29 protein-coding genes are annotated in these 23267 nt (G+C 70.3%); 19 read left to right on the forward strand and 10 right to left on the reverse strand.

What is annotated here, in order from left to right; genetic code table 11:
• Positions 1–60 precede the first annotated feature (60 nt).
• A complete protein-coding gene (locus ACIBI5_RS17020) occupies positions 61–243 on the forward strand; it encodes a hypothetical protein (RefSeq protein WP_397247692.1) in 183 nt (60 codons plus the stop codon).
• A gap of 215 nt (positions 244–458) precedes the next feature.
• Complete coding sequence (locus ACIBI5_RS17025; RefSeq protein WP_397247694.1) at positions 459–887, forward strand: hypothetical protein; 429 nt, start codon at positions 459–461, stop codon at positions 885–887.
• Positions 888–908: 21 nt separating this feature from the next.
• Here the strand turns inward: ACIBI5_RS17025 and ACIBI5_RS17030 are convergent, their stop codons facing one another.
• Positions 909–1646 carry a MerR family transcriptional regulator gene (locus ACIBI5_RS17030; RefSeq protein ID WP_397247696.1) on the reverse strand — a complete coding sequence of 246 codons (738 nt, stop codon included), beginning with the start codon at positions 1644–1646 and terminating at the stop codon, positions 909–911.
• A 61-nt stretch (positions 1647–1707) separates the two neighbouring features.
• On the opposite strand from ACIBI5_RS17030, the gene ACIBI5_RS17035 reads away from it, so the two are divergent.
• The 3 genes from ACIBI5_RS17035 to ACIBI5_RS17045 all read left to right on the forward strand — a co-directional run bounded on the left by ACIBI5_RS17035 (position 1708) and on the right by ACIBI5_RS17045 (position 3314).
• Positions 1708–2367 (forward strand): hypothetical protein, encoded by a 660-nt coding sequence (locus tag ACIBI5_RS17035; RefSeq protein WP_397247698.1) that lies wholly within the window; start codon positions 1708–1710, stop codon positions 2365–2367.
• Positions 2368–2667: 300 nt separating this feature from the next.
• The gene (locus ACIBI5_RS17040) at positions 2668–3015 is read left to right on the forward strand and encodes a type II toxin-antitoxin system RelE/ParE family toxin (protein ID WP_397247700.1); all 348 of its coding nucleotides are present in this window, start codon (positions 2668–2670) and stop codon (positions 3013–3015) included.
• Entirely contained in the window at positions 3015–3314 is a 300-nt protein-coding gene (locus tag ACIBI5_RS17045; protein WP_397247702.1) for a multiprotein-bridging factor 1 family protein, read from the forward strand. The genes ACIBI5_RS17040 and ACIBI5_RS17045 overlap by 1 nt, the downstream gene beginning before the upstream one ends.
• Before the next feature lie 248 nt (positions 3315–3562).
• On the opposite strand, the gene ACIBI5_RS17050 is transcribed toward ACIBI5_RS17045, so the two are convergent.
• On the reverse strand, positions 3563–4162 hold the full coding sequence (locus ACIBI5_RS17050; protein WP_397247704.1) for a GntR family transcriptional regulator: 600 nt from the start codon (positions 4160–4162) through the stop codon (positions 3563–3565).
• 24 nt (positions 4163–4186) lie between these two features.
• A complete protein-coding gene (locus tag ACIBI5_RS17055; RefSeq protein ID WP_397247706.1) occupies positions 4187–5044 on the reverse strand; it encodes a DMT family transporter in 858 nt (285 codons plus the stop codon).
• Between the two features lie 81 nt (positions 5045–5125).
• Between ACIBI5_RS17055 and ACIBI5_RS17060 the strand changes: the two genes are divergently transcribed.
• Positions 5126–5503: a hypothetical protein gene (locus tag ACIBI5_RS17060; RefSeq protein WP_397247708.1), complete on the forward strand. Its 378-nt coding sequence runs from the start codon at positions 5126–5128 to the stop codon at positions 5501–5503.
• Here the strand turns inward: ACIBI5_RS17060 and ACIBI5_RS17065 are convergent.
• Complete coding sequence (locus tag ACIBI5_RS17065; protein WP_397247710.1) at positions 5500–5985, reverse strand: GNAT family N-acetyltransferase; 486 nt, start codon at positions 5983–5985, stop codon at positions 5500–5502. The genes ACIBI5_RS17060 and ACIBI5_RS17065 overlap by 4 nt on opposite strands.
• A 112-nt stretch (positions 5986–6097) precedes the next feature.
• On the opposite strand from ACIBI5_RS17065, the gene ACIBI5_RS17070 reads away from it, so the two are divergent.
• Positions 6098–6733 (forward strand): TetR/AcrR family transcriptional regulator, encoded by a 636-nt coding sequence (locus ACIBI5_RS17070; RefSeq protein ID WP_397247712.1) that lies wholly within the window; start codon positions 6098–6100, stop codon positions 6731–6733.
• On the forward strand, positions 6730–7539 hold the full coding sequence (locus tag ACIBI5_RS17075; RefSeq protein ID WP_397247714.1) for a nucleotidyltransferase domain-containing protein: 810 nt from the start codon (positions 6730–6732) through the stop codon (positions 7537–7539). The genes ACIBI5_RS17070 and ACIBI5_RS17075 overlap by 4 nt, the downstream gene beginning before the upstream one ends.
• Here ACIBI5_RS17075 and ACIBI5_RS17080 read toward each other — a convergent pair.
• Positions 7425–8669: an FAD-dependent monooxygenase gene (locus tag ACIBI5_RS17080; protein ID WP_397247716.1), complete on the reverse strand. Its 1245-nt coding sequence runs from the start codon at positions 8667–8669 to the stop codon at positions 7425–7427. The genes ACIBI5_RS17075 and ACIBI5_RS17080 overlap by 115 nt on opposite strands.
• A 52-nt stretch (positions 8670–8721) precedes the next feature.
• Entirely contained in the window at positions 8722–11763 is a 3042-nt protein-coding gene (locus ACIBI5_RS17085; protein WP_397247718.1) for a BTAD domain-containing putative transcriptional regulator, read from the reverse strand.
• 32 nt (positions 11764–11795) lie between these two features.
• On the opposite strand from ACIBI5_RS17085, the gene ACIBI5_RS17090 reads away from it, so the two are divergent.
• Entirely contained in the window at positions 11796–12494 is a 699-nt protein-coding gene (locus ACIBI5_RS17090; protein WP_397247720.1) for a toxin glutamine deamidase domain-containing protein, read from the forward strand.
• A gap of 14 nt (positions 12495–12508) precedes the next feature.
• Positions 12509–12805: a YrhB domain-containing protein gene (locus ACIBI5_RS17095; RefSeq protein ID WP_397247722.1), complete on the forward strand. Its 297-nt coding sequence runs from the start codon at positions 12509–12511 to the stop codon at positions 12803–12805.
• A 3-nt stretch (positions 12806–12808) separates the two neighbouring features.
• On the opposite strand, the gene ACIBI5_RS17100 is transcribed toward ACIBI5_RS17095, so the two are convergent.
• From ACIBI5_RS17100 to ACIBI5_RS17110, 3 genes are read right to left on the reverse strand one after another with little or no spacing between them, the layout of a single operon-like run.
• The gene (locus tag ACIBI5_RS17100) at positions 12809–13303 is read right to left on the reverse strand and encodes a hypothetical protein (protein ID WP_397247724.1); all 495 of its coding nucleotides are present in this window, start codon (positions 13301–13303) and stop codon (positions 12809–12811) included.
• Between the two features lie 5 nt (positions 13304–13308).
• Positions 13309–13632 (reverse strand): hypothetical protein, encoded by a 324-nt coding sequence (locus ACIBI5_RS17105; protein ID WP_397247726.1) that lies wholly within the window; start codon positions 13630–13632, stop codon positions 13309–13311.
• Between the two features lie 10 nt (positions 13633–13642).
• On the reverse strand, positions 13643–14467 hold the full coding sequence (locus ACIBI5_RS17110) for a YbaB/EbfC family nucleoid-associated protein (RefSeq protein WP_397247728.1): 825 nt from the start codon (positions 14465–14467) through the stop codon (positions 13643–13645).
• 85 nt (positions 14468–14552) lie between these two features.
• Between ACIBI5_RS17110 and ACIBI5_RS17115 the strand changes: the two genes are divergently transcribed.
• The 6 genes from ACIBI5_RS17115 to rfbD all read left to right on the forward strand — a co-directional run bounded on the left by ACIBI5_RS17115 (position 14553) and on the right by rfbD (position 19987).
• On the forward strand, positions 14553–14915 hold the full coding sequence (locus ACIBI5_RS17115) for an MmcQ/YjbR family DNA-binding protein (RefSeq protein ID WP_397247730.1): 363 nt from the start codon (positions 14553–14555) through the stop codon (positions 14913–14915).
• 89 nt (positions 14916–15004) lie between these two features.
• Complete coding sequence (locus ACIBI5_RS17120) at positions 15005–15355, forward strand: hypothetical protein (protein ID WP_397247732.1); 351 nt, start codon at positions 15005–15007, stop codon at positions 15353–15355.
• A gap of 269 nt (positions 15356–15624) precedes the next feature.
• The gene (locus tag ACIBI5_RS17125) at positions 15625–17079 is read left to right on the forward strand and encodes a sugar transferase (protein WP_397247734.1); all 1455 of its coding nucleotides are present in this window, start codon (positions 15625–15627) and stop codon (positions 17077–17079) included.
• A gap of 2 nt (positions 17080–17081) precedes the next feature.
• Positions 17082–18152, forward strand: a complete 1071-nt coding sequence (locus ACIBI5_RS17130; protein ID WP_397247736.1) for a glucose-1-phosphate thymidylyltransferase — start codon at positions 17082–17084, stop codon at positions 18150–18152.
• 54 nt (positions 18153–18206) lie between these two features.
• On the forward strand, positions 18207–19136 hold the full coding sequence (gene rfbB, locus ACIBI5_RS17135) for a dTDP-glucose 4,6-dehydratase (protein WP_397247738.1): 930 nt from the start codon (positions 18207–18209) through the stop codon (positions 19134–19136).
• Entirely contained in the window at positions 19136–19987 is an 852-nt protein-coding gene (gene rfbD, locus ACIBI5_RS17140; protein ID WP_397247740.1) for a dTDP-4-dehydrorhamnose reductase, read from the forward strand. Before rfbB ends, rfbD begins: the two co-directional genes overlap by 1 nt.
• Here the strand turns inward: rfbD and ACIBI5_RS17145 are convergent.
• Positions 19969–20544 (reverse strand): dTDP-4-dehydrorhamnose 3,5-epimerase family protein, encoded by a 576-nt coding sequence (locus tag ACIBI5_RS17145; RefSeq protein WP_397247742.1) that lies wholly within the window; start codon positions 20542–20544, stop codon positions 19969–19971. The two genes, rfbD and ACIBI5_RS17145, sit on opposite strands and share 19 nt — an antisense overlap.
• 123 nt (positions 20545–20667) lie before the next feature.
• Here ACIBI5_RS17145 and ACIBI5_RS17150 point away from each other — a divergent pair, with 123 nt between their 5' ends.
• From ACIBI5_RS17150 to ACIBI5_RS17160, 3 genes are read left to right on the forward strand one after another with little or no spacing between them, the layout of a single operon-like run.
• The gene (locus ACIBI5_RS17150) at positions 20668–21873 is read left to right on the forward strand and encodes a class I SAM-dependent methyltransferase (protein ID WP_184958545.1); all 1206 of its coding nucleotides are present in this window, start codon (positions 20668–20670) and stop codon (positions 21871–21873) included.
• Positions 21870–22631 (forward strand): glucose-1-phosphate cytidylyltransferase, encoded by a 762-nt coding sequence (locus ACIBI5_RS17155; RefSeq protein ID WP_379639470.1) that lies wholly within the window; start codon positions 21870–21872, stop codon positions 22629–22631. Before ACIBI5_RS17150 ends, ACIBI5_RS17155 begins: the two co-directional genes overlap by 4 nt.
• Entirely contained in the window at positions 22628–23266 is a 639-nt protein-coding gene (locus ACIBI5_RS17160) for a PIG-L deacetylase family protein (protein ID WP_397247744.1), read from the forward strand. Before ACIBI5_RS17155 ends, ACIBI5_RS17160 begins: the two co-directional genes overlap by 4 nt.
• The last annotated feature ends 1 nt before the right edge of the window (position 23267 follow it).

A 23267-nucleotide genomic window follows, 5' to 3' on the forward strand; every position in this document is an offset into this window, starting at 1 on the left:
ACGGACACCACCGTCTATGTACGGCAAGGCCTGAGCATTACCGCCCTCCACAAAGCTTTGATGAGCAGGGTCAGACGCCTGCCCGCGAGCAGCAGCGGCGTGTCGCTGTCGTCGATCTACGCCATCGACGCTGTGGTCGCGGCCACCGCACTGCGCTCGGAGCGCCCGGCCATCGTTCTGACATCTGACGAGGACGATATGAGCAAACTGTGCGAAAAGGCGGTGCGAGTAGTCCCTGTCTGAGACGGCTTGAGGGGTGAGCAGAAGTCTTCGGAACTCTCGCGGGAGGCGAAGCGCCGCCACCAGCAGTACGTGTTCAAGGTCCCGGGTGTGCTCGGTTGCGGGAAGTCGGGCGATGTCCATGGATCGGCGGTTTGTGCGGTGGTAAAGGGGATCGAAAGCCGGGTTCCCTAGACTCCCCATGTTCATCGCTCAAGCCGGATGTATGGGGAGATGAGATGATCAAGAAGCTTGTCGCGATCTGCGCGGGAGCCCTGGTGGGGGCCGCGGTGTTGGTCGGTGGTAGTGGGGCGGCTCTGGCCGACTCGGACAAGTGCTATCCGTCCAAGCCCAACTGGGTCTGCTCGGGGAGCTACGGCTCCGGGCAGACCGAGGCGTGGATCTGCCGGCGGTCCTGTGAGCGTGAGGCCAACCTGGTCGCCGGAGTTCGGTACACCGACGAGGGGGATGTCGTCGAGGTGTTCGACAACGGTGGCAAGGCGCCTGTCGCCTACGTGAAGGTTGCCGGGAGCGGGACCGCGACCTTCTACGGCGAAGGCAGGTACAAGCAGAACTACACGGAGGGCAAGAAGATCTGGGTGAAGGTGTGCAGTTCGTCCTCGTCCAACCGTGCCTGCACTGACTTCAGCCCTGCCGGGCGTACCTGATGGTGTTCCAAGACGCCGATGTCATGTAGGTCGTCTCTTGGCTGATCCACTACTGGGGGACGCGACGGGGATCTCTAGGACGGTGGCGTGGGTGCCGTCGGCGTCGATGAGGTGGTCTTCCAGTGTGGGGCCGGTGATGGCGAGGTTGTGGCGGGTCAGCCAGGCGAACAGGTCCTGACCGGCGTGTACGACACCTGCCGAGGGTGGGACGACGGCTCGGATCACGGTGCGTACGGGCAGGGTGAGATGGTCGGCGGCCCGATCGGTGGCTATCGCGGCGTGGAAGGCGCCCGTCGGTCGCTCCCTGAGCCAGGTCAGCAGGGTCGCGGGTGGGGACGGGCAGAGGGTGGTCAGTTCGGATGGGTGGGTGAGGCGCGTGTGGTGGACGCGTAGCCGGCGCGGGGGCACCGTCGCCTGCTGAGGCAGGATCGACATCGGGACGGCGAGGTGGTCTTCGGCTTGGGCCGCGGTGGCGGCCAGGGCGGCTATGTCGTCGCGGATGTTGGTCACGATGTCGGTCAGTGCCTGTCGCAGCTGGGAATCGGGGGCTTCCAGGAGGTCGGCTATCTGGCGTAGGGGCAGGCCGAGGCGTTGGAGGCCGCGGATGCGTTCCAGCCGGGACAGCTCGGCCACGCCGTACCAGCGATAGCCCGTCGTGCGGTCGACCGCGGCGGGAACGAGCAGCCCGATCTTGTCGTAGTGGCGCAACGTGCGTTCGGAGACGCCGACCATACGCGCCAGTTTCCCGATTCGCCACATCGCGTCACCTTTCCCCGGCCTGTTGACTTTGTCCCTGCGGCAGAGTTTTAGCGTCACCGTCATGACCGATGCGAACGCTCGCGGCCGGCTCATTGGCGCGCTGTTGCTGACCTCGTTGGTAGCCATGGTCGCTGGTGCGGCCGTCGTGGTGCCATCGGGGTTGTCCCTGAGTCCGGCCGACCCCACCGCTGCGCTGAAGGCGGTGGGTCAGCAGGTCGGGCTGCATCTGACCGAGCTGGCTCTCGATGTGCTGGGCTGGCTGGCGTTGACCGCGGCCGGGCTGGTCGTGGCGGCCGGTCCGGCTCGGGCGTACCTGGAGACCCTCGCCGGTGGTCTGCTGGCGGGTGCTGGGCTGGCGGGGCTGCTTCATGACGGTGGAAACCTGGCCATGACGCAGCTGGCCGCCCGGCCTGCGGATCCGGCCGTCGCCACCGTGGCCCTGGCGGTGCTGCTCACCGCTAAATGGCTGGTCAACCTTGCCGGACTGCTGTGGGTGGCCGCGACCGTCGCTGGGGTGGTGGGGCTCGCTCTGCCTGCTTGGCTTCGGGCTGTCGGTGTAGGAGCGGCGCTCGCCGGGCTGGTCGCGGTCGCGCTTCCTTGGACGACCGGGACCGGCGGAGCTTCGGTGGCGCTGGAGCGGCTCGGCTATGCGCTCCTCCTGCCGATCATGATCTGGTACGGGATCCTGGGGTGGCGGTATCTGGTTGGTCGTCTTCTCTGAGTGAAGGTCGCGAAGCGGAGCTGGTACGGCGGGCGTTGTTCCGTCGCAGGGATGAGGCGCACGTGACCGAGCGGACCGATTGGGCTGATCTGCGGGACCGGCGACTGGCTGAGCCCAGGGCGGCAGCGCCGCGCACGATCAAAGCGCTCGCGCGAAGCGCGGCTTACTGGTGGGACTCCGATTGTCCAACCGCTGAGGCGGGTGACTGGAGCGGCTGTGGGATGGGAGCGAGATAACGCTAAGTGGCCGAATGCCTACAATCGCCTGACTGTAGAGGACCCTGGCCATAGCATCGTTGCTATGGCTTGGGGTAGCGTGGAGCTGGAACCGGAAGTCCGGGAGTGGCTTGAGAAGCTCTCGGCAGAGTCGTTCGCGCGAGCGGCTTTCTCTATCGACCTGCTGGCGGCGGAAGGCCCGTTGCTGGGAGAACCGTACACGCGACAGCTCGATGGAAAGCTGCGCGAGCTGCGGTTCTACCTTGATGAGCTGACAATGCGAATCACCTACTGGATCGCTCCGGACCGGAGGATCATCCTTCTGACCGTCTTCCACAAAACGCGAATGAGGGAAGATCGAGAAGTGGACCGAGCGCGGCGGGCGTTGTTCCGTTGTAAGGATGAGGCGCACTCGGCGGACGAGGAGTGGTGATGACCGAGCGGAGCGACTGGGCTGATCTGCGGGACCGACGACTGCGTGAGCCCGGGGCGGCGGAGGCCTACGATGCTGCCCATCTCGCCTTTGAGCTGGGCCGGGCGGTTAGAGAGATGCGGGAATCTCGTGGGTGGAGCCAGAGTGAACTGGCTCGTGCGGCTGACATGACACAGTCGGTCGTGGCTCGGTTCGAAGGAGGAGGCACCGTCCCGACGTTGCCGGTTCTTGGGCGACTGGCCAGGGCTCTGGACGCCGATCTGGAGGTACGCATCAGTCCGCGTGCGCCTGCGGCCTGAGGTTGATTTGTTGGGCGTTGGCCGGGGGCACTCGGTACGTTCGGCGCATTGACCTGCTGCCGGAAAGCGCTAGCACGGTTAAGCGTCCGAGCGGGGCGAGGCCCATGTGGGCAGGGTGGGATCCAACTGACCGACCACTCAGCTGGGCAACGGGTGGGGCCGGTAGGGCGTCCGACCGGAGGGAGGCCCTTCAGGGGTCGGGGCTTGCCCCGACTGGGAGAGCGTGCGGAGCGGAGCTCCTTGCCCTTCTATTCGCCCCAGGAGTGGTTGAGGTGGGTGGCCACTGCGGCTTGGGCGGCTTCTGCCGGGCCGGTGGCTATCGCGTCCAGGAGGTCTCGGTGTTCGGCGATCAGGCGGTCGCGGTCCTTGTAGACCTCGCGTAGGCGGACCACCCCGAGCTGGGTTTCGGCGGCCAGGGCGCTGTAGAGGCGTTCCAGGCGGGGGCTGCCCACCGCCTCTATCAGCGCCTGGTGCAACGCCATGTGTTCGGCCACTATCGCGGACCACGGGGCTTCTTCCGGGAGGGACTCCAGTCTCGCCAGCGCTGATTCCGCCGCCTCCACCCTCCGGCCGGCCAATGCTCTGGCCATCAGGTCTTCCAAGGGGCGGCGGACGTACATGAGGTCGCTCAGGTCTTCCAGGGTGACCAGGCGGACCTGGGCGCTGCGGTTGCGTTCGCGGCGGAGCAGGCCCTCGTGGACCAGTACGGCCAGGGCCTCGCGGACCGTCGGGCGGGCCACGCCATAGGTTGCCGCGATCTCCAGTTCGGGGAGGGAGGCGCCGGGTGCCAGTTCGCCGGACAGGATTCGGCCGCGTAGCGCTTCGGCCAGCGCGTCGACGGTGGACACGGGTCTGAACGGCACCATGGCACTCTAGCGGCTCACCGTACGGGGTTCGGGAAGGGCTACGGTCACCAGGCTGATCGCCAGGAGGGCCAGGCCGAGGATGGAGAGCAGGGCCAGGTGTTCGCCCAGGACCACCACGCCCAGAAGGGCGGCCACCGCGGGTTCGGCCAGGGCCAGGGTGGCGGCTGTGGCCACCGGGGTGGTGCGCAGGCCTCTGCCGTACAGGAAGTAGGCGAATGCGGTGGTGCCGAGGCCCAGGTACAGGACGGCCGCCAGGCTGGTCGGGGTGGTGAGCCAGTCCATGCCCTGCCACAGGAGGATGGGGAGCATGATCGCGGCGGCGCCGCCGAACAGGACGCCCATCACGGCGTTGGACGGCAGGCCCTGGGAGATGGCGCGGGCGGCGGTGACGGCGTAGTAGGCGTAGACGAGGCCGCCCGCCAGGGCGAACAGGATGCCGGAGAGCACCTGTCCGCCGGCCTGGGCGCCGCCGCCGGCGATGAGGGCCGCGCAGCCGGCGATCGCGGCGGTCGTGGCGGCCGACCAGCGTGCGCTGGGGCGCCGGCCGTGGAGCAGCCAGGACAGCAGGCCGGTGAAGACGGGGCCGCTGCCGATGGCGACGACGCTGCCGATGGCGACGCCGGTGCGGCTGATGGCCGCGAAGAAGCACAGCTGGTACGCCGCCACCGCCACCGCGCCCAGCAGAAGGCCTGGGCGAAGGGCGGATCTCAGTTCCGACGAGGCCAGCAGGGCCAGCGCCGCGCCGCCGATGACCAGGCGGGCGGCGGCCAGCGCCACCGAGTCGGCGGAGACGAGGAGGCCGGCGGTGCCTGCCGTACCCCAGAGGACGGCGGCGCCGACGACGGCGGACGGACCATTGCGCATACCAGGATTGTCTGACAAACAGACAATCCTGTCCAGGGGATCAGGTGGCGGGAGTGACGTCGCTGATCTACGCTCAGGTGCGTGGACAGCGAGAGTCTGGCCGCGGCCGCCCTGCTCTCGGCGCTGAGCCGGGCCGCGGGAACCCTCGCCGAGCTGCGTCATCCGTTCGTGCGGAGCGCCCCGTTCACCTACCTCGCCCCACCCGCCGGTGCGGTCGCCGGGACCGTCTTCACACTGCCCGACGGGCGGGAGGTGCGCTTCGCCGTCTCGGTCGCGGTCGCCGATGGCGCGTACCGCGTGGACGGCGAGGTGGTCGCGGAGGACGAGCCGCTCGTCGAACTGCCGCGCAAGAGCGTGCCGACGGTGGAGGAGGCGCTGGTCCTGCTGGATGAGTACACGATCGAGGTGACCGGGCCCGCGGTGCGGCTGCTCGACCGGTTATTGGAGGATCTGCGCTAGTCGGTGGCCAGGCGGGCGTGGCGTTCGACGTCGTAGCGGACGCCGTCGTAGCTGAGCTTGGCGCGTTCGATGCCCTCGGCGAGGAATCCGGCCTTGAGGGCGACCTTGCAGGAGGCGGGGTTGTTGACACGGTGGCCGAGTTCGAGGCGGAACAGGCCGCGCTCCTTGAACGCCCAGTCGGCCAGCATGGAGGTGGCGATGGCGGCCACGCCCCTGCCGCGGAATTCGGGGACGGTCCAGTAGGAGACCCAGCCGTTGAGGTGGCGGTCGATGCCGGTGACGGCAACGTTGCCCGCGACCTGGCCGTCCAGTGTCACGGCGAACGCGTGCCCGACCCCTTCCCAGGCGGCGATCCAGCCCTGGGCGTCCTTGAGGGTGATCATGGGCCACGGCGCCTGCCGGCGCATGTCCTCGGACTGAAAGGCCTGGAGCACCGCGGGGGTGTCCGCGTCGCGCCACTCTCGCAGCTCTATCCCTGTCAAGAAATATCCCCCCTACTGCCGACATATACCGATATACCCCATCACAGCGTCGACTTGAGCGGTCGCTCAGCCCCATCTACGCTTGGAAACCCGAAGAGGAGTGCCGCTGCCGATGTCCACCACCACCCGCGCCAAGCTGCTCGACGCGGCCCTGGCGACGCTGCGCGTCCAGGGCATCGCAGGCGTCTCCGCCCGCACGATCGCCGCCACGGCCGGGGTCAACCAGGCGCTGGTGTTCTACCACTTCGGCAGTGTCGACCAACTGCTCGCCGAGGCGTGCGAGAACGGCTCCACCGAGCGGGTGGCCCACTACCGCGAGCGCTTCGCCGCCGTCACGACCCTGGCCGAACTGCTCGCACTCGGCCGCGCCATCCACGACGAGGAGCAGGAGTCCGGCAACATCGCCGTGCTCGCGCAACTACTGGCCGGCAGCCAGACCGACGCCAAGCTGGCCCCCGCGACCGCGGCCGGTCTCCACCTGTGGGTCGAGGAGCTGGAGCGGACGCTGGCGCGGGTGCTGGGCGAGACGCCGCTGGCCGAACTGGTGGATGTGTCCGGGCTGGCGCGCTCGGTCGCCGCCGCGTTCATCGGACTGGAACTGTATGAGGGGGTCGACGCCGACGGCGCCGCGAAGGCGCTGGACTCGCTCGAACAGCTCGCCGTCCTGGTGAGCGTCCTGGACGAGATGGGCCCTCTGGTACGGCGGGCCGTACGGGGCAGGCTGCGCAAGGCGGCGACCCGAGGATGATCGTGCCGGAGGTCCGGCGCTACCTCTCGATCGCCGACCGCCTGCTCCCCGGCAGGATCACCGGCTTCTACGTGGTCGGCTCCACCGCGTTGGGCGCCTTCCGCCGGGGCCGCAGCGACATCGACTTCGTGGCCGTCACCGAGGGCGCGATCAGCCTGCACCGCCTGCGCGCCCTGCAATGGACGGCCAACACCCCGGCCGGCCTGCGCCAGCTCGCCCGCGGTAACTGGGCGATCCCGGGCACCGTCAACGGCGTGTTCGTCCCCCGCGAGGAACTCACCCGGCCCGTCACCCAGATCAGGCCCGTCGCCTCCCACAGCGGTTCCGGCTTCCGGGCCGGCGCCGCCTTCGACGTGAACCCGGTCACCTGGAAGATCCTGCGCGAACACGGCATCGCGGTGCGCGGCGCCGAGCCTGCGGAGCTGGGCCTCGACCCGGAGCCCGCGCGGCTGAAGGAGTGGAACCTCGCGAACCTGCGCGGCTACTGGAAGGGCCTGGCGGAGCGGGCCGCCCGCCGCGCGAAGCCGTCGCTGACCGGACGGAGAACGGGCATGGCCTGGACGGCGCTGGGACCGCCGCGGCTGCATCACACGATCGCCACCGGCGGAGTGATCTCGAAGGAGGCCGCCGGTGAGTACGCGCTCGACGTCTTCGACGCCCGCTGGCACCCCTTCCTGCGCGGCGCCCTCGCCTACTGGCGCGGCGGCCCGCCCGCCGCCGTGCGCCCCCGCGAGGCCGCGGACTTCGTGCTCGACGTGATCGCCGACGCCGAGCGGCTGTCGAGCGGCGGCTCGGGGCTCGGGTAGTCCTTCAGCTCGATGTCCGTGGCCGCCCGGTCGCCGATCTTCGTCATCGCCCGCAGCAGGAAGCGGTACTTGAAGATCCAGTTGCGCATTCTGATTCCGCGCCTGGTGGTCGGCGCCAGGAACGTGCCCGCGTTGCCGGTACGCGCGATCTTGGCGTAGCCGAGGAAGGCGTCCTCATAGGCCTGGTAGGCGGCCCGGTACTCGCCGCCGGCCGCGGCCAGCTCGCCCGCCAGCATGTACGCCGCGACCATCGCCAGACCGGTGCCGAACCCGCCCAGCGTGTTGCCGTAGGCGGCGTCGCCGATCAGCACCACGCGGCCCCTGGCGTAGTGGTCGAGGCGGACCTGGCTGATGGAGTCGAGGTAGACGTCGCCGGCCGCGGCCACGATCTCCGCCCCCCGCCAGCCGATGCCGCGGTAGGCCTCCACCAGGACCCGCTTCATGTCCTCGGCCGAGTGGCGGTCGAAGGACAGCTCACCGGAGGCGAAGACGAAGAGCGCCCCCGCCTTCGGCCCGCCCGAGGCGATCATCCGACCAGGCTCGTTGTACATCTGCGCCGGCCCGTCGAACCGCTGCGGCAGATCGGCCAGCGCGTAGTAGTGGCCGAGATGGGTGACGTAGTCGGACTCGGGGCCGAAGGCCAGCCTGCGCACGTTGGAGTGGATGCCGTCCGCGCCCACGACCAGGTCGTAGGTGCGCGGCGTGCTCCGCTCGAAGGTGACGTGCACGCCGCCCTCGGTCTCGGTCAGCGACGTGATCGAGTCGCCGAAGACGTAGCGCGCGCCGGCCGCCACGCTGACGTCGTACAGGATGCGGGACAGGTCGCCGCGCCCGATCTCGAGGTCGCCGCCGGTGAAGGAACCGGGTATCACCGCCAGCTCACGCCCGGCGGCGTCGACGATCTGCTGGTCGGTGCCGCCGGTCTGGTGCCGCGACACCTCCCGCAGGATGCCCGTGCGCTCCAGCACGAGCCGGTGCGTCTCACCCTTGAAGTCGACGGCCTGGCCGCCGGGGCGCAGCACGGGCGACTTCTCGACGACGGTCACGTTGAAGCCGCGGCGGGCCAGCCAGTAGGCGAGTGCGGGGCCGCCGATGCTCGCGCCGGAGATGAGGATGTTGCTGTTCTTCATGTCCACGAGCTTCGGCGGGGGCGCTGACAGTCCGGCGACGGCCGGCTGACGGTCACGACAGCACTGTCAGCGCCTCGTTCCTGCTCAGCGCCGCGCCCTTCGCGTACTGCGCGGCGAACCGCTCGGCGCCGATCGCCAGCGTCGCCGCCGCGGCCACGTCGGCCACGGCGCGGTCGCCGGTGACGGCCATGCCGCGCAGCGTCGCGGCAGCGCCCAGGAGGTAGGCGGCACGCTCCGCCGTACCGTCGAGAAGGGCCAGGTCGGCGTGGCCCTCGACCACGGTGGCCAGGTCGCCGGCCAGCGAGCGCGAGATGCCCGTGAGCGCCTCGGCGTGCAGCGCGCGTGCCCGCGCGTGGTCGCCGTCCCGCACGGCCAGGCGCGCGAGGGCGGTCTGCGCGTGCGGCCGCAGGCCCTCGGTGACGAAGACGCCGGGCTGGGCGACGGCCAGCGCGCTCTCGTAGTGCGCGCGGGCCGCGGCCGGGTCACCGCGCCGGTCGGCCAGCTCGCCCAGCGTGAACTCCACGATCGCCGGCCGCCCGGTCATGCGGGCCAGCTCGGCGGCTCTGGCCACGTCAGCGGCGGCCGCGTCCTGGTCGCCCTCGCGCATCAGCCCGCTGGCCCGGCGGCACAGGATGTCCACGACCTCGTCGTCCGCGCCCAGCTCGCCGATCAGGTCGAGTGCCCGCTGCCACAGCTCGCGCGCCCGCGCCCATTCGCCCCGCCAGCTCGCCAGCGTCGCCAGCGACTCCAGGCCCTGCGCCATGCCCCACCGCTCGCCCAGGGCGGTGAAGCTGGCAAGCGCCGTCTCCAGCCCGCGCTCGGCCTCGGCCAGCCGCCCGTCGAGCTGGTCGACCAGCGCCTCGCCGAGCACGGCCACCGCCCTGCTCCACGGCTCGGGACCGAGCATCCGCCCCCGCCGCCTCCGGTCGACGCCGGGACTGCCGGGCCCAGCGACCATGCCCCACAGGACGGTCCCGAACGGGTGGCGCAGCGTGCGGTCCAGCACGTTCATGATCGCCTCCGCCCGAGCCCACTGCTCCTCCCGCACATCCGGTACGGCCAGCAGCACGCACAGCACGTACTCCTCAACCAGCTCGGCAGGAGGCTCACCCACCCGGTCGAGCAGCTCCCGCGCCGACGCGGCGGCCTGCCCGCGCCGCCCGCTCAGGAACCAGTAGGCCGCCTGCGCCCCGACCAGCCGCAGCCCCGTTCCCGGATCGTGGCGTACGGCGTGCCGCAGCGCCGCCTGGAGGTTGGCCTGCTCGGCGGAGAGCCGGGCCAGCCAGTCGAGCTGCTCGGCCCGCAGCAGCCAGGGATCGGCCTCCCGCACCAGTTCCAGGAAATACGCGGCATGCACGTCCCGGGCGGGATCGCCGGCCTCTTCCAGCTTCTCCGCGCAGAACAGGCGGACCGTCTCGAACATCCGGTACCGGCCGTCGGCCGCCTCCACGAAGGACTTGTCCACCAGATCGGCGAGCACCTCGCCGTCGCCGCAGACCCGCTCGACGGCCTCCAGCCCGGCCCCGCCGGCGAACACGCTCAGCCTCCTGGCCACCACCTGCTCCTCGTGGCTGAGCAGGCTCCAGCTCCAGTCGACGACGGCGCGCAGCGTCCGGTGCCTGGCCGCGGCGGTCCGGTCGCCGCGGGAGAGCAGCTTGAACCGGCCGTGCTCGGCCAGCCGGGCGGCGATCTCCGCCACGGTGAAGGAGCGCAGGCGCGCCGCCGCCAGTTCGATCGCCAGCGGCGAGCCGTCGAGCGCCGTGCAGATCTCCACCACCTCTGGTCCCGGCTCGAACCCGGGGCGCACGGCCAGGGCCCGCTCGGTGAACAGCCGCACGGCCGGGGCCCGCGTCCACTCGCCCGGCTCCGCGCCGGCGACCGGAAGCGCCAGCGGGGCCAGCGGGACCAGTACCTCGCCGGTCAGCCCGAGCGGCTCGCGGCCGGTGGCCAGGACCGACAGCTTCGGGCAGGCGTCGAGCAGCCGTCTGGTCAGCAGCGCGGCCGCGGCGACGACGTGCTCGCAGTTGTCCAGGACGAGTAGCAGGTCCCGGTCGGCCAGCGCGGACACGACCCGCTCCACGGGGTCCGGCGGCTGGAGCAGCCCCAGCCCGGTCTCGCGCACGCCCAGCGCGCCCATCACCGCGTGCGGGACCAGCCCGGCATCGGCCACCGCCGACAGGTCGACGAAGCAGACGTCCCGGCCGCCCCGCCGGGCCGACTCCACCGCCAGGCGGGTCTTGCCGGTGCCGCCCGGCCCGGTGATCGTGACCAGCCGGGCGGCGGCCAGGGCGGTGAGCCGGTCCAGCTCGGCCTCGCGGCCGACGAAGCTGGTCAAGGGGGCGGGTAGCCGCAGGCTGGCGCGAGGGGCGTCGGCGCGCAGCATCGCCACGTGGAGTCCGGCCAGCTCGGGCGAGGGGTCGGCGCCCAGCTCGTCGGCCAGCAACCGGCGCCCCTCCTCGTAGACCTCCAGGGCCGCGGCCTGCTGGCCGCCCGCGTGCAGCGCGCGCATGAGCTGGCCGCGCAGCCGCTCGCGCAGCGGGTGCGCGGAGACGAGCTGCCTCAGGGAGCCGACCGAGGTGCCCGCGGGGAGGGCCAGTTCGGCCTCGATCAGGTCTTCCGTCGCGGCCAGCCGTACCTCGTCGAGGCGGGCGATCTGCGCGCCGGCGTGGGCCACTTCCGGCAGGGCGGGGCCGCGCCACAGCGCGAGGGCCTGCCGGAGCGTGGCGGCGGCGCGCTCCGGCTGGGCGGCGGCCAGCAGCGCGCGGCCCTCGGCGGCCAGGTGCTCGAAGCGGTGGGCGTCCACGTCGTCGGGGTCGACCGCGAGCCGGTAGCCGCTGCCGTGGAACTCGATCAGGTCGGGCGGGAGCTGCCGCCGCAACCGGGAGACGTGGGCCTGTATCGCGTTGACCGCGCCGGCCGGCGGGTCCTCGCCCCACTGGCCGTCGATGAGACGCTCGGTGCTGACCAGCCTGCCCGCGTCCAGAAGGAGGAGAGCCAGCAGCGCTCTGGGGCGGGGGCCGCCGAGCGCGACGGGTTCGCCATCCTCGCCCCTGACCTCCAACGGCCCCAGGACTCCGAACCGGGGAGCCGACATGCCTCCAGCCTACTGACTGCTATAAATCCCCAATGGCGAAGTTCGGTGGTGTCGTGCGGCTTGGGCTGTTCCGCGTCGCCGCTCCCTGGCTCAAGCGCGGTAAGGCGGCGCGCAAGGGCAGGCGCCCGCAGATGGCGGCCGGGCCCGGCCGGGTTCCGCCCCGGGTGCCGGGTCGTGGCCCTGTGCCGCTGGCGAACATCCGCCCGCGGCAGATCGACCAGTTCGAGCGCGCCGTGGCGCCGGTGTCGGCCGCGGACCAGGCCCTGATGCGGGCGGCGCACCAGGAGATCGCCCGCCTCCAGAGGGCGGCGGGCGACGGGCCGCTGTCGCGCATGAAGATCCGGGAGATGCTGGAGCGCATCAACCCGACCAGGAGCCTCAGAAACTGTCCCGAGACGGCCCTGGCCGTGGACGACGTGCTGGCCAGGCGGGTCGCGGTCGCCGGTCCGCTTCGGGGCTCGCCGATGGGCGAGGCCCGGGGCGTCCTGCAGAGGAGGGCGATCGAGGGCTCGACGCGGAGCGACTCCCTCGACCCCGTGGCGCGGACGATCGCCGCCAACCCGGGATCGCGCGGCATCATCATGGCGAGCGGCGGCAACGGCAACGCCCACATCTACAATGTCGCCAACGTCAACGGCAGGGTGCTCTACCTGGACGGGCAGTCCAGGCTGGTGTCACCGGTCAATACCCACACCCAGTTCAGCTCGTTCGAGTTCTTCCGCACCGCGTGAGGAGGCGGCCATCGATGATCGGCAGAGAGGCGGCCGAGCGCGCCGCGCGCGACTTCGTCGCCAGGGAGTTCCCGGACCTGGACGGCGCCGAGGAGGTCGCCGTCGACGACGCGGCCACGATCGAGAAGCCCTACGGGTGGCTGTTCACCTATACGACGGTGTCCTACCTGCGTACCCGCGAGCCCGGCGAGGGTCTGGCCGGTGCCGGGCCGTTGCTGGTGCTGCGCGAGGACGGGCGGATCATCGACTTCCCGTCCTTCCACACCCGCGAGTCCGCGCTGGAGGCCTACGAGAGCGGGCAGGCGCCCTGAGCCTCAGCCGCCGATGACCCCGTTCATCGCGATGGTGACGCACAGGTCGAGCAGGCGCCCGGTGATCTCCATGATGATCGGCATGCGCGCCGTCGAGGCGCCCATCGTGGCCGGGGCCGCGGCGATGGCGATCTGGAGCTGGATGACGAGCTGGATCAGCTGGACGATGAAGTTGATCTTCAGGATGAGGACGATCGCGGCCAGGACCATCAGCCCGAGGCCGATGACGCCGGCGCCGGTCGTGCCGTCGCGCAGGTTGCCCTGAGGGGAGTCCCCGGCGTTCCACGCCTGGCGGAAGGCGGTGACGCCGTCGCCCTTCTGCTCCGCCCACACCCCCGCCGCCGGGGTCTCGCTCTTGTTCACCGCCGTGCCCATGTCCCGGCCCAGCGCCATCCAGGCGAGGCCGATCTTGAACAGGTACTCCTCGTCGGTCATCGGCCAGTGGCGGCCCAGCGAGTACATGACCTTGCCGAGCCCGGCCGGGGGCTGCATCCCCATGACGTCTACCCGAGCAGTTTCTTGACGTTGTTGATCTCGATGAGATTCAGCTCTTCGCCCATTTGCTGGTTCGCCCCCATGGTCTCGATGTCCGCGGCGACGGCCTTCAGATCGTCGGTGTTCTCGCTGTAGGAGCCGAACGCCATCTCGTGGATGGCCGCGTAGACGGCGCCGATGAGCATGCCGAGGTCGTCGCCGCCGAGGGCGCCGCCGTCGCCTTCGACCTCGCGGCGGAAGGCCTCCAGCTGCGCCCGCAGCTCGTCGGCCGAGGCACCGACCTCGCCGGCCGCGCCGTACGTCCGAGCGGGTCTGTGCAGGCTGTCTTCCACGGCCACCTCCCTAGTCCGGACCCCGGACGCTGGACATGATGTCGCGCAGCGCCCGCGTGGCCCGGTGCATCTGGTCGAGGCTGAGGTCCTGGAGCTGGCGAGCCCGCCGGTCGAGGTCCTCACGGTGCAGGCCGGCCGCCGCCTCGCTCTCGGCACGCTGGGCCCGCAGGTCGGCGAACGCCTCGTTGACGGCGGTGCGCAGATGCCCGGCCAGCTCGTGCGTACCGGCGGACATCGCCTTCGCCCCGATCTCCAAGGCGTCCAGGCGGCCGTCGGCCGCGAGCGCGCGTACCTGGCCGTCGAGCGCGAGGCCCTCGCCGCGCGGCGGCTCGATCGGCCGCTCCTGTCCCTCGGCCGCCACGTCCAGGTAGGCCTGGGTGAGTTCGAGGAGCTGGTCGAGGCCGAGGCTGCGCGTGTCGGCCGCGCCCTCGACCCGGGTACGGCCATGCAGCTCGGCCATCGCAGAGGCGATGCCGCGGGCGATCGTGTCCATCTGGAACAGGGCCTCGTCGCGCGCCTGGCGCAACATCTGTGACATGGCCGCCAGGTCGGGGACGTCGGGAGCGCCGTGGGCGCCGCGCGCCTGCCCGATCGCCGCGTTGACGGCCCCGAGCACCAGCTCCGCCACCTCGTCCGGCGGCAGCCGCAGAAGGCGGGGGTCCAGCCTGATGCTCTCGACGGCGCCGCGGCCGACGGTGACGCGCACCCGGCCGTCCTCGCTCGTGCCTTCGCCGTACGGCGCCGCGTCCGCCTCACCCGTCCGCAACGCGTCGATCAGCGCGCGGGTGTCGGCCATCAGCCGATCGAGTTCCGTGTCGTCAAGAGGCTCCGGCACCGGACAGACATTACCTCAGCCAGACAAAGGCCGCTTCTCACCTTCGATACGGCAAATGTCGGACGGCTCTGCTAGACCTGTGGGCATGGGCGTAACCGTTGACGAGTTCCTGGAGATGCTGCGGCGGCTGCCCGAGCACGAGCTCGGCGACGGCGGCGAGTGGACCAGCGTGAAGGTCCACGGACGCGGGTTCGGCTACCTGTGGGAGCGCACGGAGACGGTCGGGCTCAAGGCCACCATCGAGGAGCAGCTCGCGCTCGTGGCCGAGCGGCCCGAGGTGTTCGAGGTGCAGTTCACCGCGGGGCGGTTCGGCTGGGTCGTCGTGCACCTCGACCGGATCGACGCCGAGGAGCTGTGGGAGCTGGTCGCCGAGGCGTGGTGCCTGACGGCGCCGCAGGAGATGGTGACGGCGTTCGAGGCCACCCTGGGGCTCATCGACAGCCCATGATCGCCGGTACGCGATTGCCGGTGGTCCCATAAGCACCTATAAGCGCAGGCCCTTGCGGGACGAGGCCCCGAGTCGCGAGAATCGCGCCCATGCACGGCAACCCGATGCCGGACTCCTACGTGTACGTGACCGAGGAGGGCGTCACCCGTCACTACGCCGACGGCAGCGTCGAGGCGCTGGCGTGGGAGGACGTGGTCGAGGTGAGGGTTGTCACCGAGCCCGGGGCCGACGTCCTCTACATCTTGCTGGATCGCGACGGCGAGGGCTGCGTCGTGCCGAGGTCGGCGACCGATGCGACGTTCCTTGCGCGCCTGCGGTATCTGCCGGATTTCGATCTTGATCGACTGGCCGTCGCGGCGGAGTCGGTGCAGGACGGGATTGTGGTCGTGTGGCGCAGTCCGGATCCGCCGTCCGCATTGCCAGATCTTGAGTATGACTAGCTCCTGAATTCTGGCGCTATCGCTGGGTTTCCAGTGGTCAAACAGACATTTCTCCTGCTCCTCGCTGCATCTTTGGATCGTTCCGTCAAGGTCAGAAATCTGCGCCCCGGCGTCCGATTGTGGACATAGTGCGTTATTCCCCAGCATGGAATCGATCTTTACTCTTTAGTGGGGGCCGCCGCCCTTGAGTTCATGTGGGATGTGGGTAAACCCATGCGCTTCAAGGAACGTCACGTTATTGCGGTGCCGAGAGTTGCAGGTGGGGTGTTATGAGGGTGGGGATAGGGGAGTCCGATGTCGTGCTCCTCCATGCCGTGCCGCGTCACGCATCCAGTATCTGGACGCGGGCGTATCTACGGCTCTTATTACTGGGCGACGTCGCCTGTGCGGTGGCCTGCTGTGCCTTCGTGTTCGGGGTGCGGCTGGGCTTCGGCGCGTACATTCCGGCGGAGGAGTTCGCGCTGGGCATCGGGCTGCTGGTGGCCTGGCCGCTGGCCCTGATGCTGGGCGGCGCGTACCGTCAGCGAGCCCACGGCGAGGGCACTGACGAGTTCCGCGCGGTGTTCAACGGCGGTGTCGGGCTGATGGCCGCTGTGGCCATCGGCGCCTACGCCACCCAGACGGCCGTCGCCAGAAGCTTCGTCATGGCCACGCTGCCGCTGGCCATCATGACGACGCTGTTCTTCCGCTACCGCATGCGCAAACGCCTGCACAGCAGGCGGGCGGTCGGCGACTACATGCGCCACGTCATCGCGGTCGGCCATCGGGAGGCCGTGATCGACCTGGTGGTGACCTTCCGCCGCCAGCCGCACCACGGCATGGTGGTCGTGGGCGCGTGCCTGCCGCCCGGCGCGATGGACGCCGATCTCGAGGGGACGCCGGTGCTCGGCTCCTTCACCGAGGTGGCCGACGTCGTGGCGAAGGTCGGGGCGGACGCCGTCGCGGTGCTGGCCTGTCCCGAACTCGACGGGACGACCCTGCGCAGGATGGCGTGGAGCCTGGAGACGGCCAAGACCGATCTGTTCGTGGCTCCGGCGCTCATGGAAGTGGCCGGGCCGCGCATCAGCATCCGGCCGGTCGCCGGGATGCCGCTGCTGCACGTGGAGCACCCGGAGTTCGGCGGGGCCAAGCGGGTGGTGAAGAACGCCTTCGACCGGGTGGTCGCGGCGCTCGCGGTGCTGCTGCTGTCGATTCCGCTGCTGGGCATCGCGCTCGCGATCTGGCTGACCAGTCCCGGGCCCGCGTTGTTCCGCCAGACGCGGGTGGGCAGGGACGGCACGACCTTCAAGGTCCTGAAATTTCGGACCATGGTGGTAAACGCGGAGCAACTCAAGGACACGCTTCTCGACGAGAACGAGTTCGACGGCGTGCTCTTCAAGATTAGGAACGATCCACGGATCACCCGGGTGGGCGCCTTCCTGCGCCGATACTCCATCGACGAGCTGCCCCAGTTGCTCAACGTCGTCGCCGGGGACATGTCGCTGGTCGGCCCGCGCCCGCCGCTGCCGGAAGAGGTCGCCAGATACGGCATAGACGTCCGCCGGCGCCTGGTCGTCAAGCCGGGTATGACCGGATTGTGGCAGGTCAGTGGCCGTTCCGACCTAACCTGGGAGGAGTCGGTACGGCTCGACCTCAGGTACGTCGAGAACTGGTCGCTCATTCTCGACCTGCAGATCCTCTGGAAGACCTGGTCGGTCGTCACCCGTGGAGAAGGGGCCTACTAGCCGTGAAAGCACTCGTCCTCGCCGGAGGGTCGGGGACCCGGCTCAGGCCGATCACCCACACCTCGGCCAAGCAACTGGTGCCCGTCGCCAACAAGCCGGTCCTGTTCTACGGGCTGGAGGCGATCGCCGCGGCGGGCATCCGTGAGCTGGGCATCGTGGTCGGTGACACGCACGCCGAGATCGAGGCGGCCGTCGGCGACGGCTCCGCGTTCGGGCTGGAGGTCACCTACCTGCGGCAGGAGGCGCCGCTCGGGCTGGCGCACGCGGTGCTGATCGCCCGCGACTTCCTGGGCGACGACGACTTCGTCATGTACCTGGGCGACAACTTCCTCGTCGGCGGCATCAACGACATCGTGTCCGGATTTATGGCCAGAAAGCCGGACGCGCAGATCATGCTGACCCGCGTCGGCGACCCCCGCCAGTTCGGCGTCGCCGAACTCAATCCCGACGGCGGCGTCAAGAGCCTGGAGGAGAAGCCGCAGCACCCCAAGAGCGACCTGGCCCTGGTCGGCGTCTACCTCTTCACCGCCGCCGTGCACGAGGCGGTGGCCGAGCTCAAACCGTCCTGGCGCGGCGAGCTGGAGATCACCGACGCCATCCAATGGCTCATCGACCGCGGCTACCACGTCGAGTCCACGACCGTCACCGGCTACTGGAAGGACACCGGCAACGTCGAGGACATGCTGGAGGTCAACCGGCTGGTCCTGGAGTCGATGGAGCCGGCCGTACAGGGGGAGAGCGTGGACAGCGAGCTCATCGGCCGGGTGCGGCTGGAGGCCGGCGCCCGCGTGGAGCGCTCGCGCATCGTCGGGCCCGCCGTCATCGGGGCGGGCGCGCGCGTCGCCGACAGCTACGTCGGCCCCTTCACCTCGATCGGCGCCGACTGCGTCATCGCCGACAGCGAGATCGAGTACTCCATCGTGCTGCCCAGAGCCTCCATCGAGGGCGTGCGCCGCATCGAGGCCTCACTCATCGGCCACGACGTCCAGGTCACACCCGCCCCGAACACCCCCAGAGCCCACCGCCTCGTGCTGGGCGATCACAGCAAGGTGCAGATCCATGACCGAACGTAGTGAGGGAACCATTAGGCGCAGCATGAATGTCACGATGACGACGAAGTCGGCATAGTGAAGATCCTCATCACTGGGGGTGCGGGGTTCATCGGCTCGGCGTACGCGCGCATGTGCGTGGACGACCGGGCCGAGATCACCGTCCTCGACAAGCTCACCTACGCCGGCGACCGGCGCAACCTCGACGAGGTGCGCCACACGTTCGTCCACGGTGACATCTGCGACGGCGCCCTGCTCGACGAGGTGGTGCCCGGCCACGACCTGGTGGTGAACTTCGCCGCCGAGTCGCACGTGGACCGCTCTATCGACGGTGCCGCCGAGTTCGTGCGCACCAACGTGCTCGGCACCCAGACGCTGCTCGACGCCTGTCTCAGAGCCGGTACGCGCAAGGTGGTCCAGGTCTCCACCGACGAGGTCTACGGCTCGGTGGACATCGGCTCGTGGACCGAGGACGCGCCGTTGCAGCCCCGCTCGCCGTACGCGGCGGCGAAGGCCGGCGGCGACCTGATCGCCCGCGCCTACGCCATCACCCACGGCCTGGACGTCTCCATCACCCGCTGCGGCAACAACTACGGCCCACGCCAGTACCCGGAGAAGCTCATCCCGCTCTTCGTGACGAACCTGCTCAAGGGCAAGAAGGTCCCGCTGTACGGCGACGGCGGCAACGTCCGCGACTGGGTCCATGTGAGCGACCACTGCGCCGGCATCCGGCTCGTGGCGGAAAAGGGCGAGCCTGGCGAGGTCTACCACATCGCCGGCACCGCCGAACTGACCAACGTGGAGCTGACCGGCCGCCTGCTCGACGCCTGCGGCAAGGACTGGGACATGGTCGAGTACGTGAGCGACCGCAAGGGCCACGACCGGCGCTACTCGCTCGACGACGCGAAGCTGCGCGCGCTCGGCTACCGGCCCGAGGTCGCCTTCGACCAGGGTCTGAAGGACACCGTCCGCTGGTACGCCGAGCACGGGGACCGGTGGAACGACTGATGCGCTGGCTGATCACCGGTGGCGGCGGCATGCTCGCCACCGACGTGCTGGAGCGGATCGCGCTCACCGGGGAGCCGGTGCTCGCGCTCACCCGCGCCGACCTCGACCTGTGCGAGCCGCGCGCGGTGCGCGACTTCATCGGCGCCTACCGGCCCAGAGTGGTGGTCAACTGCGCCGCCTGGACGGCCGTGGACGACGCCGAGAAGCACGAGGACGAGGCCATGGCGGTCAACGGCAGGGCGGTCGAGGTGCTGGCCGACGCCTGCGTGCGGGCCGGGGCGCGATTAGTCCAGCTTTCGACGGACTACGTCTTCGACGGGCGGTCGGCGCGGCCGTACCGGGAGGACGACGAACCACATCCGCTCAACGCCTACGGGCGCGGCAAGCTCGCCGGCGAGGTCGCGGCCGCCGGTCACTACGTGGTCCGCACCGCCTGGCTGTACGGCGCCGCCGGCCGTAACTTCGTCAAGACCATGATCCGCCTGGCCGGTGAACGCGAGTTCGTGAACGTGGTCGACGACCAGCGCGGCCAGCCCACCTGGACCGCCGACCTGGCCGACTACCTGGTCCGGCTGGCCCAGTCGGACCAGCCGCCGGGCGTCTACCACGGCACCAGCGCCGGCGAGACCACCTGGTACGGCTTCGCCCGCGAGATCTTCACGCTGCTCGGCACGAGCCCCGACCGGGTCAGGCCGATCACCACGGCCGACTACCCGATGCCCGCCGCGCGCCCTGCCAACAGCCTGCTCGCCTGCACCAGAGGCGAGCCGCTGCGCGACTGGCGAGCCGCGCTGCACGCCGCCTGGCCGGTGCTGGCCACGAGAGCTGGTCGTCAGTGCAGTCCCGCGTAGAACTTCTGGCACGCGGCGTAGGAAGGCAGCAGCCCGGACTCCAGCGCCGCCTTCAGCGTGGGCGCGGCCGCGTCCTTGTCCGACAGCAGCGGCTCGTCGACCGGCCACGTGATGCCCAGGTCGGGGTCGAGGGGGTGGACGCCGTGCTCGCCGCCCGGGTTGTAGCCGGAGGAGCACAGGTAGAGCACCGTGGCCTGCTCGCTCAGCGCGAGGAAGGCGTGGCCGAGCCCTTCCGCGATGAGCACGGCCCTGCGCTCGTCGGAGTCGAGCCGCACGGCCTCCCACCGGCCGAATTCCGGGGAGCCCTCGCGCAGGTCCACGACGACGTCGAGGATCGCGCCGGACACGCACATCACGTATTTCGCCTGTCCGGGAGGCACGTCGGCGAAGTGCACGCCCCGCAGGACGCCCGCCTTGGAGACCGAGCAGTTGACCTGCACGGTCTCGAAGGGCCTGGGCAGGTCGGCGGTTCGGTAGGCCTCCAGGAAGGCGCCGCGAGGGTCGGCGTGGACGCGCGGGGTGAACTCCCACGCACCGTCGATGCTCAGGGGCTTCATGGGGCGCAGCATCACACAAACACTCCTGAAAGGGCTAGGTCGAAGTGACCACCGTCTACTCCGCGGGCAGCAGCTGTAACGATCCGTCCGCTATGTCCGACGAACACGCGGGAGTGAGCTGAAATGATCGTTTGTCGTCTGTGCGGGTCGGGGGCGATGGCCGGCGTCGTGGACCTCGGCGCGACGCCGCCGTGCGAGCTGTTTCTCACCGCCGACCGCCTCGACCAGCCCGAGCAGACCTTCCCGCTGCACCTGCGGGTGTGCACGGACTGCTGGCTGGCCCAGCTCCCGCCGCTGATCACCCCCGAGGACACCTTCACCGAGTACGCGTACTTCTCCTCCTACTCCTCCTCCTGGGTGGAGCACGCCCGCCGCTTCGTCGACGGGCTGACGCTCTGGCCGGACTCGTTCGTGGTGGAGGTGGCCAGCAACGACGGCTACCTCCTGCAGCACGTGGTCGAGCGCGGGGTGCGCTGCCTGGGCATCGAGCCGTCGGCCAACGTGGGCGCGGCCGCGGTGGAGAAGGGCGTGCCGACGCTCACCGAGTTCCTCTCGCCCGAGGTGGGGCGGCGGGTGCGCGAGGAGCACGGCCCCGCCGACGTGGTCGTCGCCAACAACGTCTACGCGCACATCCCGGACGTGGTCGGGTTCACCCAGGGCCTGCGGGCGCTGGTGGCCGACGACGGCCTGGTCGCGATCGAGGTGCAGCACCTGCTCACGCTCATGGAGCTGAACCAGTACGACACGATCTACCACGAGCACTTCCAGTACTACACGGTCGCCTCGGCGCAGCGCGCGCTGGCCAGTGGCGGGCTGACGCTGGTGGACGTGGAGCTGCTGCCGACGCACGGCGGCTCGATCCGGCTGTGGGCGAAGCCGTCGGGCGAGCCGTCGGAGCGGGTGGCGGACGTCCTGGCGCGGGAGAAGGCCGCCGGACTGCATGAGATCTCCGGGTACGCGAACTTCGCGGCCCGCGTCGCCAAGGTCCGGCGCGACCTGCTGCGCTTCCTCATCGACGCCGCCGACGCGGGCAAGACCGTCGTCGGGTACGGCGCGCCGGGCAAGGGCAACACCCTGCTCAACCACTGCGGCATCCGGCCGGACCTGCTGGCGTACACGGTGGATCGCAACCCGTACAAGCATGGCAGGTTCACCCCCGGCAGCCGGATCCCGATCCTGCCTCCGGAGGCGATCGAGACCGACCGGCCTGACTACGTGCTGGTCCTGCCGTGGAACCTGCGTGACGAGCTGGTCGAGCAGCTCTCCTTCGTCCGCGAGTGGGGTGGCCGGCTGGTCTTCCCGATCCCCAGGCTGGAGGTCGTCGAGTGAAGGTCGTCCTGTTCTGCGGAGGGCGCGGCACCCGCATGCGGCACGAGGGCGTGGGCGGCGACATCCCCAAGCCCATGCAGCTCGTCGGTCCCCGGCCGCTGCTGTGGCATGTGATGCGCTACTACGCGCACTTCGGTCACAAGGACTTCATCCTGTGCCTGGGCTACGGCGCCCAGCACATCAAGGACTTCTTCCTGACCTACCAGTTCGCGCTGCGCGACGGCACCGTCGAGATGCTGGAGACGGACATCTCCGACTGGCGCATCTCGCTGGTGGACACCGGCCTCGACTCGCCGATCGGCGAGCGGCTGCGCCGGGTGCGCGAGCGGCTGGACGGCGATGAGATGTTCCTGGCCAACTACGCCGACGTGGTGGCCGACGCGCCGCTACCCAAGATCATCGACAGCTTCGCCGCCTCCGGCGCGGGCGCGTCCATGATGGTGGTCCCGCCGACGTCCAACACCTTCCACGTCATCGAGATGGGCGAGGAGGGCCTGGTCGGCGGCATCACCCCGGTCAGCGAGATGCCGCTGTGGATCAACGGTGGCTTCTTCGTGCTGCGCCAGGAGATCTTCGACCACATCCCGGAGGGCGGCGACCTGGTCGCCGACGGCTGCATGGAGCTGGCCAAGCGCGGCCGCCTCCTGGCCTACCGGCACCGCGGCTACTGGCGTCCGAGCGACACCGTCAACCAGCGCCTGGAGCTGGACAACTCGTGGAGCCGGGGCGAGCGTCCGTGGGCGCTGTGGGAAGCATGATCGGACTCAGGCCCGGCCGAGCCGGGCGGATCGTGGCACTCGGCGCCCATTGCGACGACCTCGCGATCGGCGCCGGCGCCACGCTGCTCACGCTGGGCGCGACCCGCGTGGACGCGCTCGTCCTGTCCGGCGGCGGCACCTCCAGGGAGGACGAGGAGCGGGCCGCGCTGAAGGCGCTCTGCCCCGAGGCCGAGGTGCACGTCACCGTCCTGGACATCCCGGACGGCCGGCTGCCCGCCCACTGGGAGCGCGCCAAGAACGCGCTGGAGGACCTGCGCGCCGCCACCGACCCCGACCTGATCCTGGCCCCCTGGACGGGCGACGCCCACCAGGACCACCGGGGCCTGGCCCAGCTCGTGCCGACGACGTTCCGCGACCACCTCACGCTGGGCTACGAGATCGCCAAGTGGGACGGCGACATGGGCCGCCCCAACGCCTACCATCCGATCGCGCCCGAGCTGGCCGAGCGCAAGATAGACCTGCTTCACCTGCTCTACCCCTCGCAGCGCGGGCGTGCCTGGTTCGACCGCGAGGCCTTCCTCGGCCTGATGCGCCTTCGCGGCATCGAGTGCAACAGCCGCTACGCCGAGGCCTTCCATGTGAACAAGCTGACGATCGACCTGGCTGGAGACTGAC

Source organism: Nonomuraea sp. NPDC050540, from assembly GCF_044457485.1.
Lineage (GTDB): Bacteria > Actinomycetota > Actinomycetes > Streptosporangiales > Streptosporangiaceae > Nonomuraea.

Bases quoted from the DNA above. Each gene is read 5' to 3' on its own strand.
- ACIBI5_RS17145 (WP_397247742.1), bottom strand. From the start codon at position 20,544: ATGAAGCCCCTGAGCATCGACGGTGCGTGGGAGTTCACCCCGCGCGTC.
- ACIBI5_RS17095 (WP_397247722.1), top strand. From the start codon at position 12,509: ATGATCGGCAGAGAGGCGGCCGAGCGCGCCGCGCGCGACTTCGTCGCC.
- ACIBI5_RS17055 (WP_397247706.1), bottom strand. From the start codon at position 5,044: ATGCGCAATGGTCCGTCCGCCGTCGTCGGCGCCGCCGTCCTCTGGGGT.
- ACIBI5_RS17080 (WP_397247716.1), bottom strand. From the start codon at position 8,669: ATGAAGAACAGCAACATCCTCATCTCCGGCGCGAGCATCGGCGGCCCC.
- ACIBI5_RS17020 (WP_397247692.1), top strand. From the start codon at position 61: ATGAGCAGGGTCAGACGCCTGCCCGCGAGCAGCAGCGGCGTGTCGCTG.
- ACIBI5_RS17090 (WP_397247720.1), top strand. From the start codon at position 11,796: ATGGCGAAGTTCGGTGGTGTCGTGCGGCTTGGGCTGTTCCGCGTCGCC.
- ACIBI5_RS17070 (WP_397247712.1), top strand. From the start codon at position 6,098: ATGTCCACCACCACCCGCGCCAAGCTGCTCGACGCGGCCCTGGCGACG.
- ACIBI5_RS17160 (WP_397247744.1), top strand. From the start codon at position 22,628: ATGATCGGACTCAGGCCCGGCCGAGCCGGGCGGATCGTGGCACTCGGC.
- ACIBI5_RS17150 (WP_184958545.1), top strand. From the start codon at position 20,668: ATGATCGTTTGTCGTCTGTGCGGGTCGGGGGCGATGGCCGGCGTCGTG.
- ACIBI5_RS17125 (WP_397247734.1), top strand. From the start codon at position 15,625: ATGAGGGTGGGGATAGGGGAGTCCGATGTCGTGCTCCTCCATGCCGTG.
- rfbD (WP_397247740.1), top strand. From the start codon at position 19,136: ATGCGCTGGCTGATCACCGGTGGCGGCGGCATGCTCGCCACCGACGTG.
- ACIBI5_RS17025 (WP_397247694.1), top strand. From the start codon at position 459: ATGATCAAGAAGCTTGTCGCGATCTGCGCGGGAGCCCTGGTGGGGGCC.
- ACIBI5_RS17115 (WP_397247730.1), top strand. From the start codon at position 14,553: ATGGGCGTAACCGTTGACGAGTTCCTGGAGATGCTGCGGCGGCTGCCC.
- ACIBI5_RS17040 (WP_397247700.1), top strand. From the start codon at position 2,668: ATGGCTTGGGGTAGCGTGGAGCTGGAACCGGAAGTCCGGGAGTGGCTT.
- ACIBI5_RS17120 (WP_397247732.1), top strand. From the start codon at position 15,005: ATGCACGGCAACCCGATGCCGGACTCCTACGTGTACGTGACCGAGGAG.
- ACIBI5_RS17035 (WP_397247698.1), top strand. From the start codon at position 1,708: ATGACCGATGCGAACGCTCGCGGCCGGCTCATTGGCGCGCTGTTGCTG.
- ACIBI5_RS17030 (WP_397247696.1), bottom strand. From the start codon at position 1,646: ATGTGGCGAATCGGGAAACTGGCGCGTATGGTCGGCGTCTCCGAACGC.
- ACIBI5_RS17100 (WP_397247724.1), bottom strand. From the start codon at position 13,303: ATGGGGATGCAGCCCCCGGCCGGGCTCGGCAAGGTCATGTACTCGCTG.
- ACIBI5_RS17045 (WP_397247702.1), top strand. From the start codon at position 3,015: ATGACCGAGCGGAGCGACTGGGCTGATCTGCGGGACCGACGACTGCGT.
- ACIBI5_RS17075 (WP_397247714.1), top strand. From the start codon at position 6,730: ATGATCGTGCCGGAGGTCCGGCGCTACCTCTCGATCGCCGACCGCCTG.
- ACIBI5_RS17085 (WP_397247718.1), bottom strand. From the start codon at position 11,763: ATGTCGGCTCCCCGGTTCGGAGTCCTGGGGCCGTTGGAGGTCAGGGGC.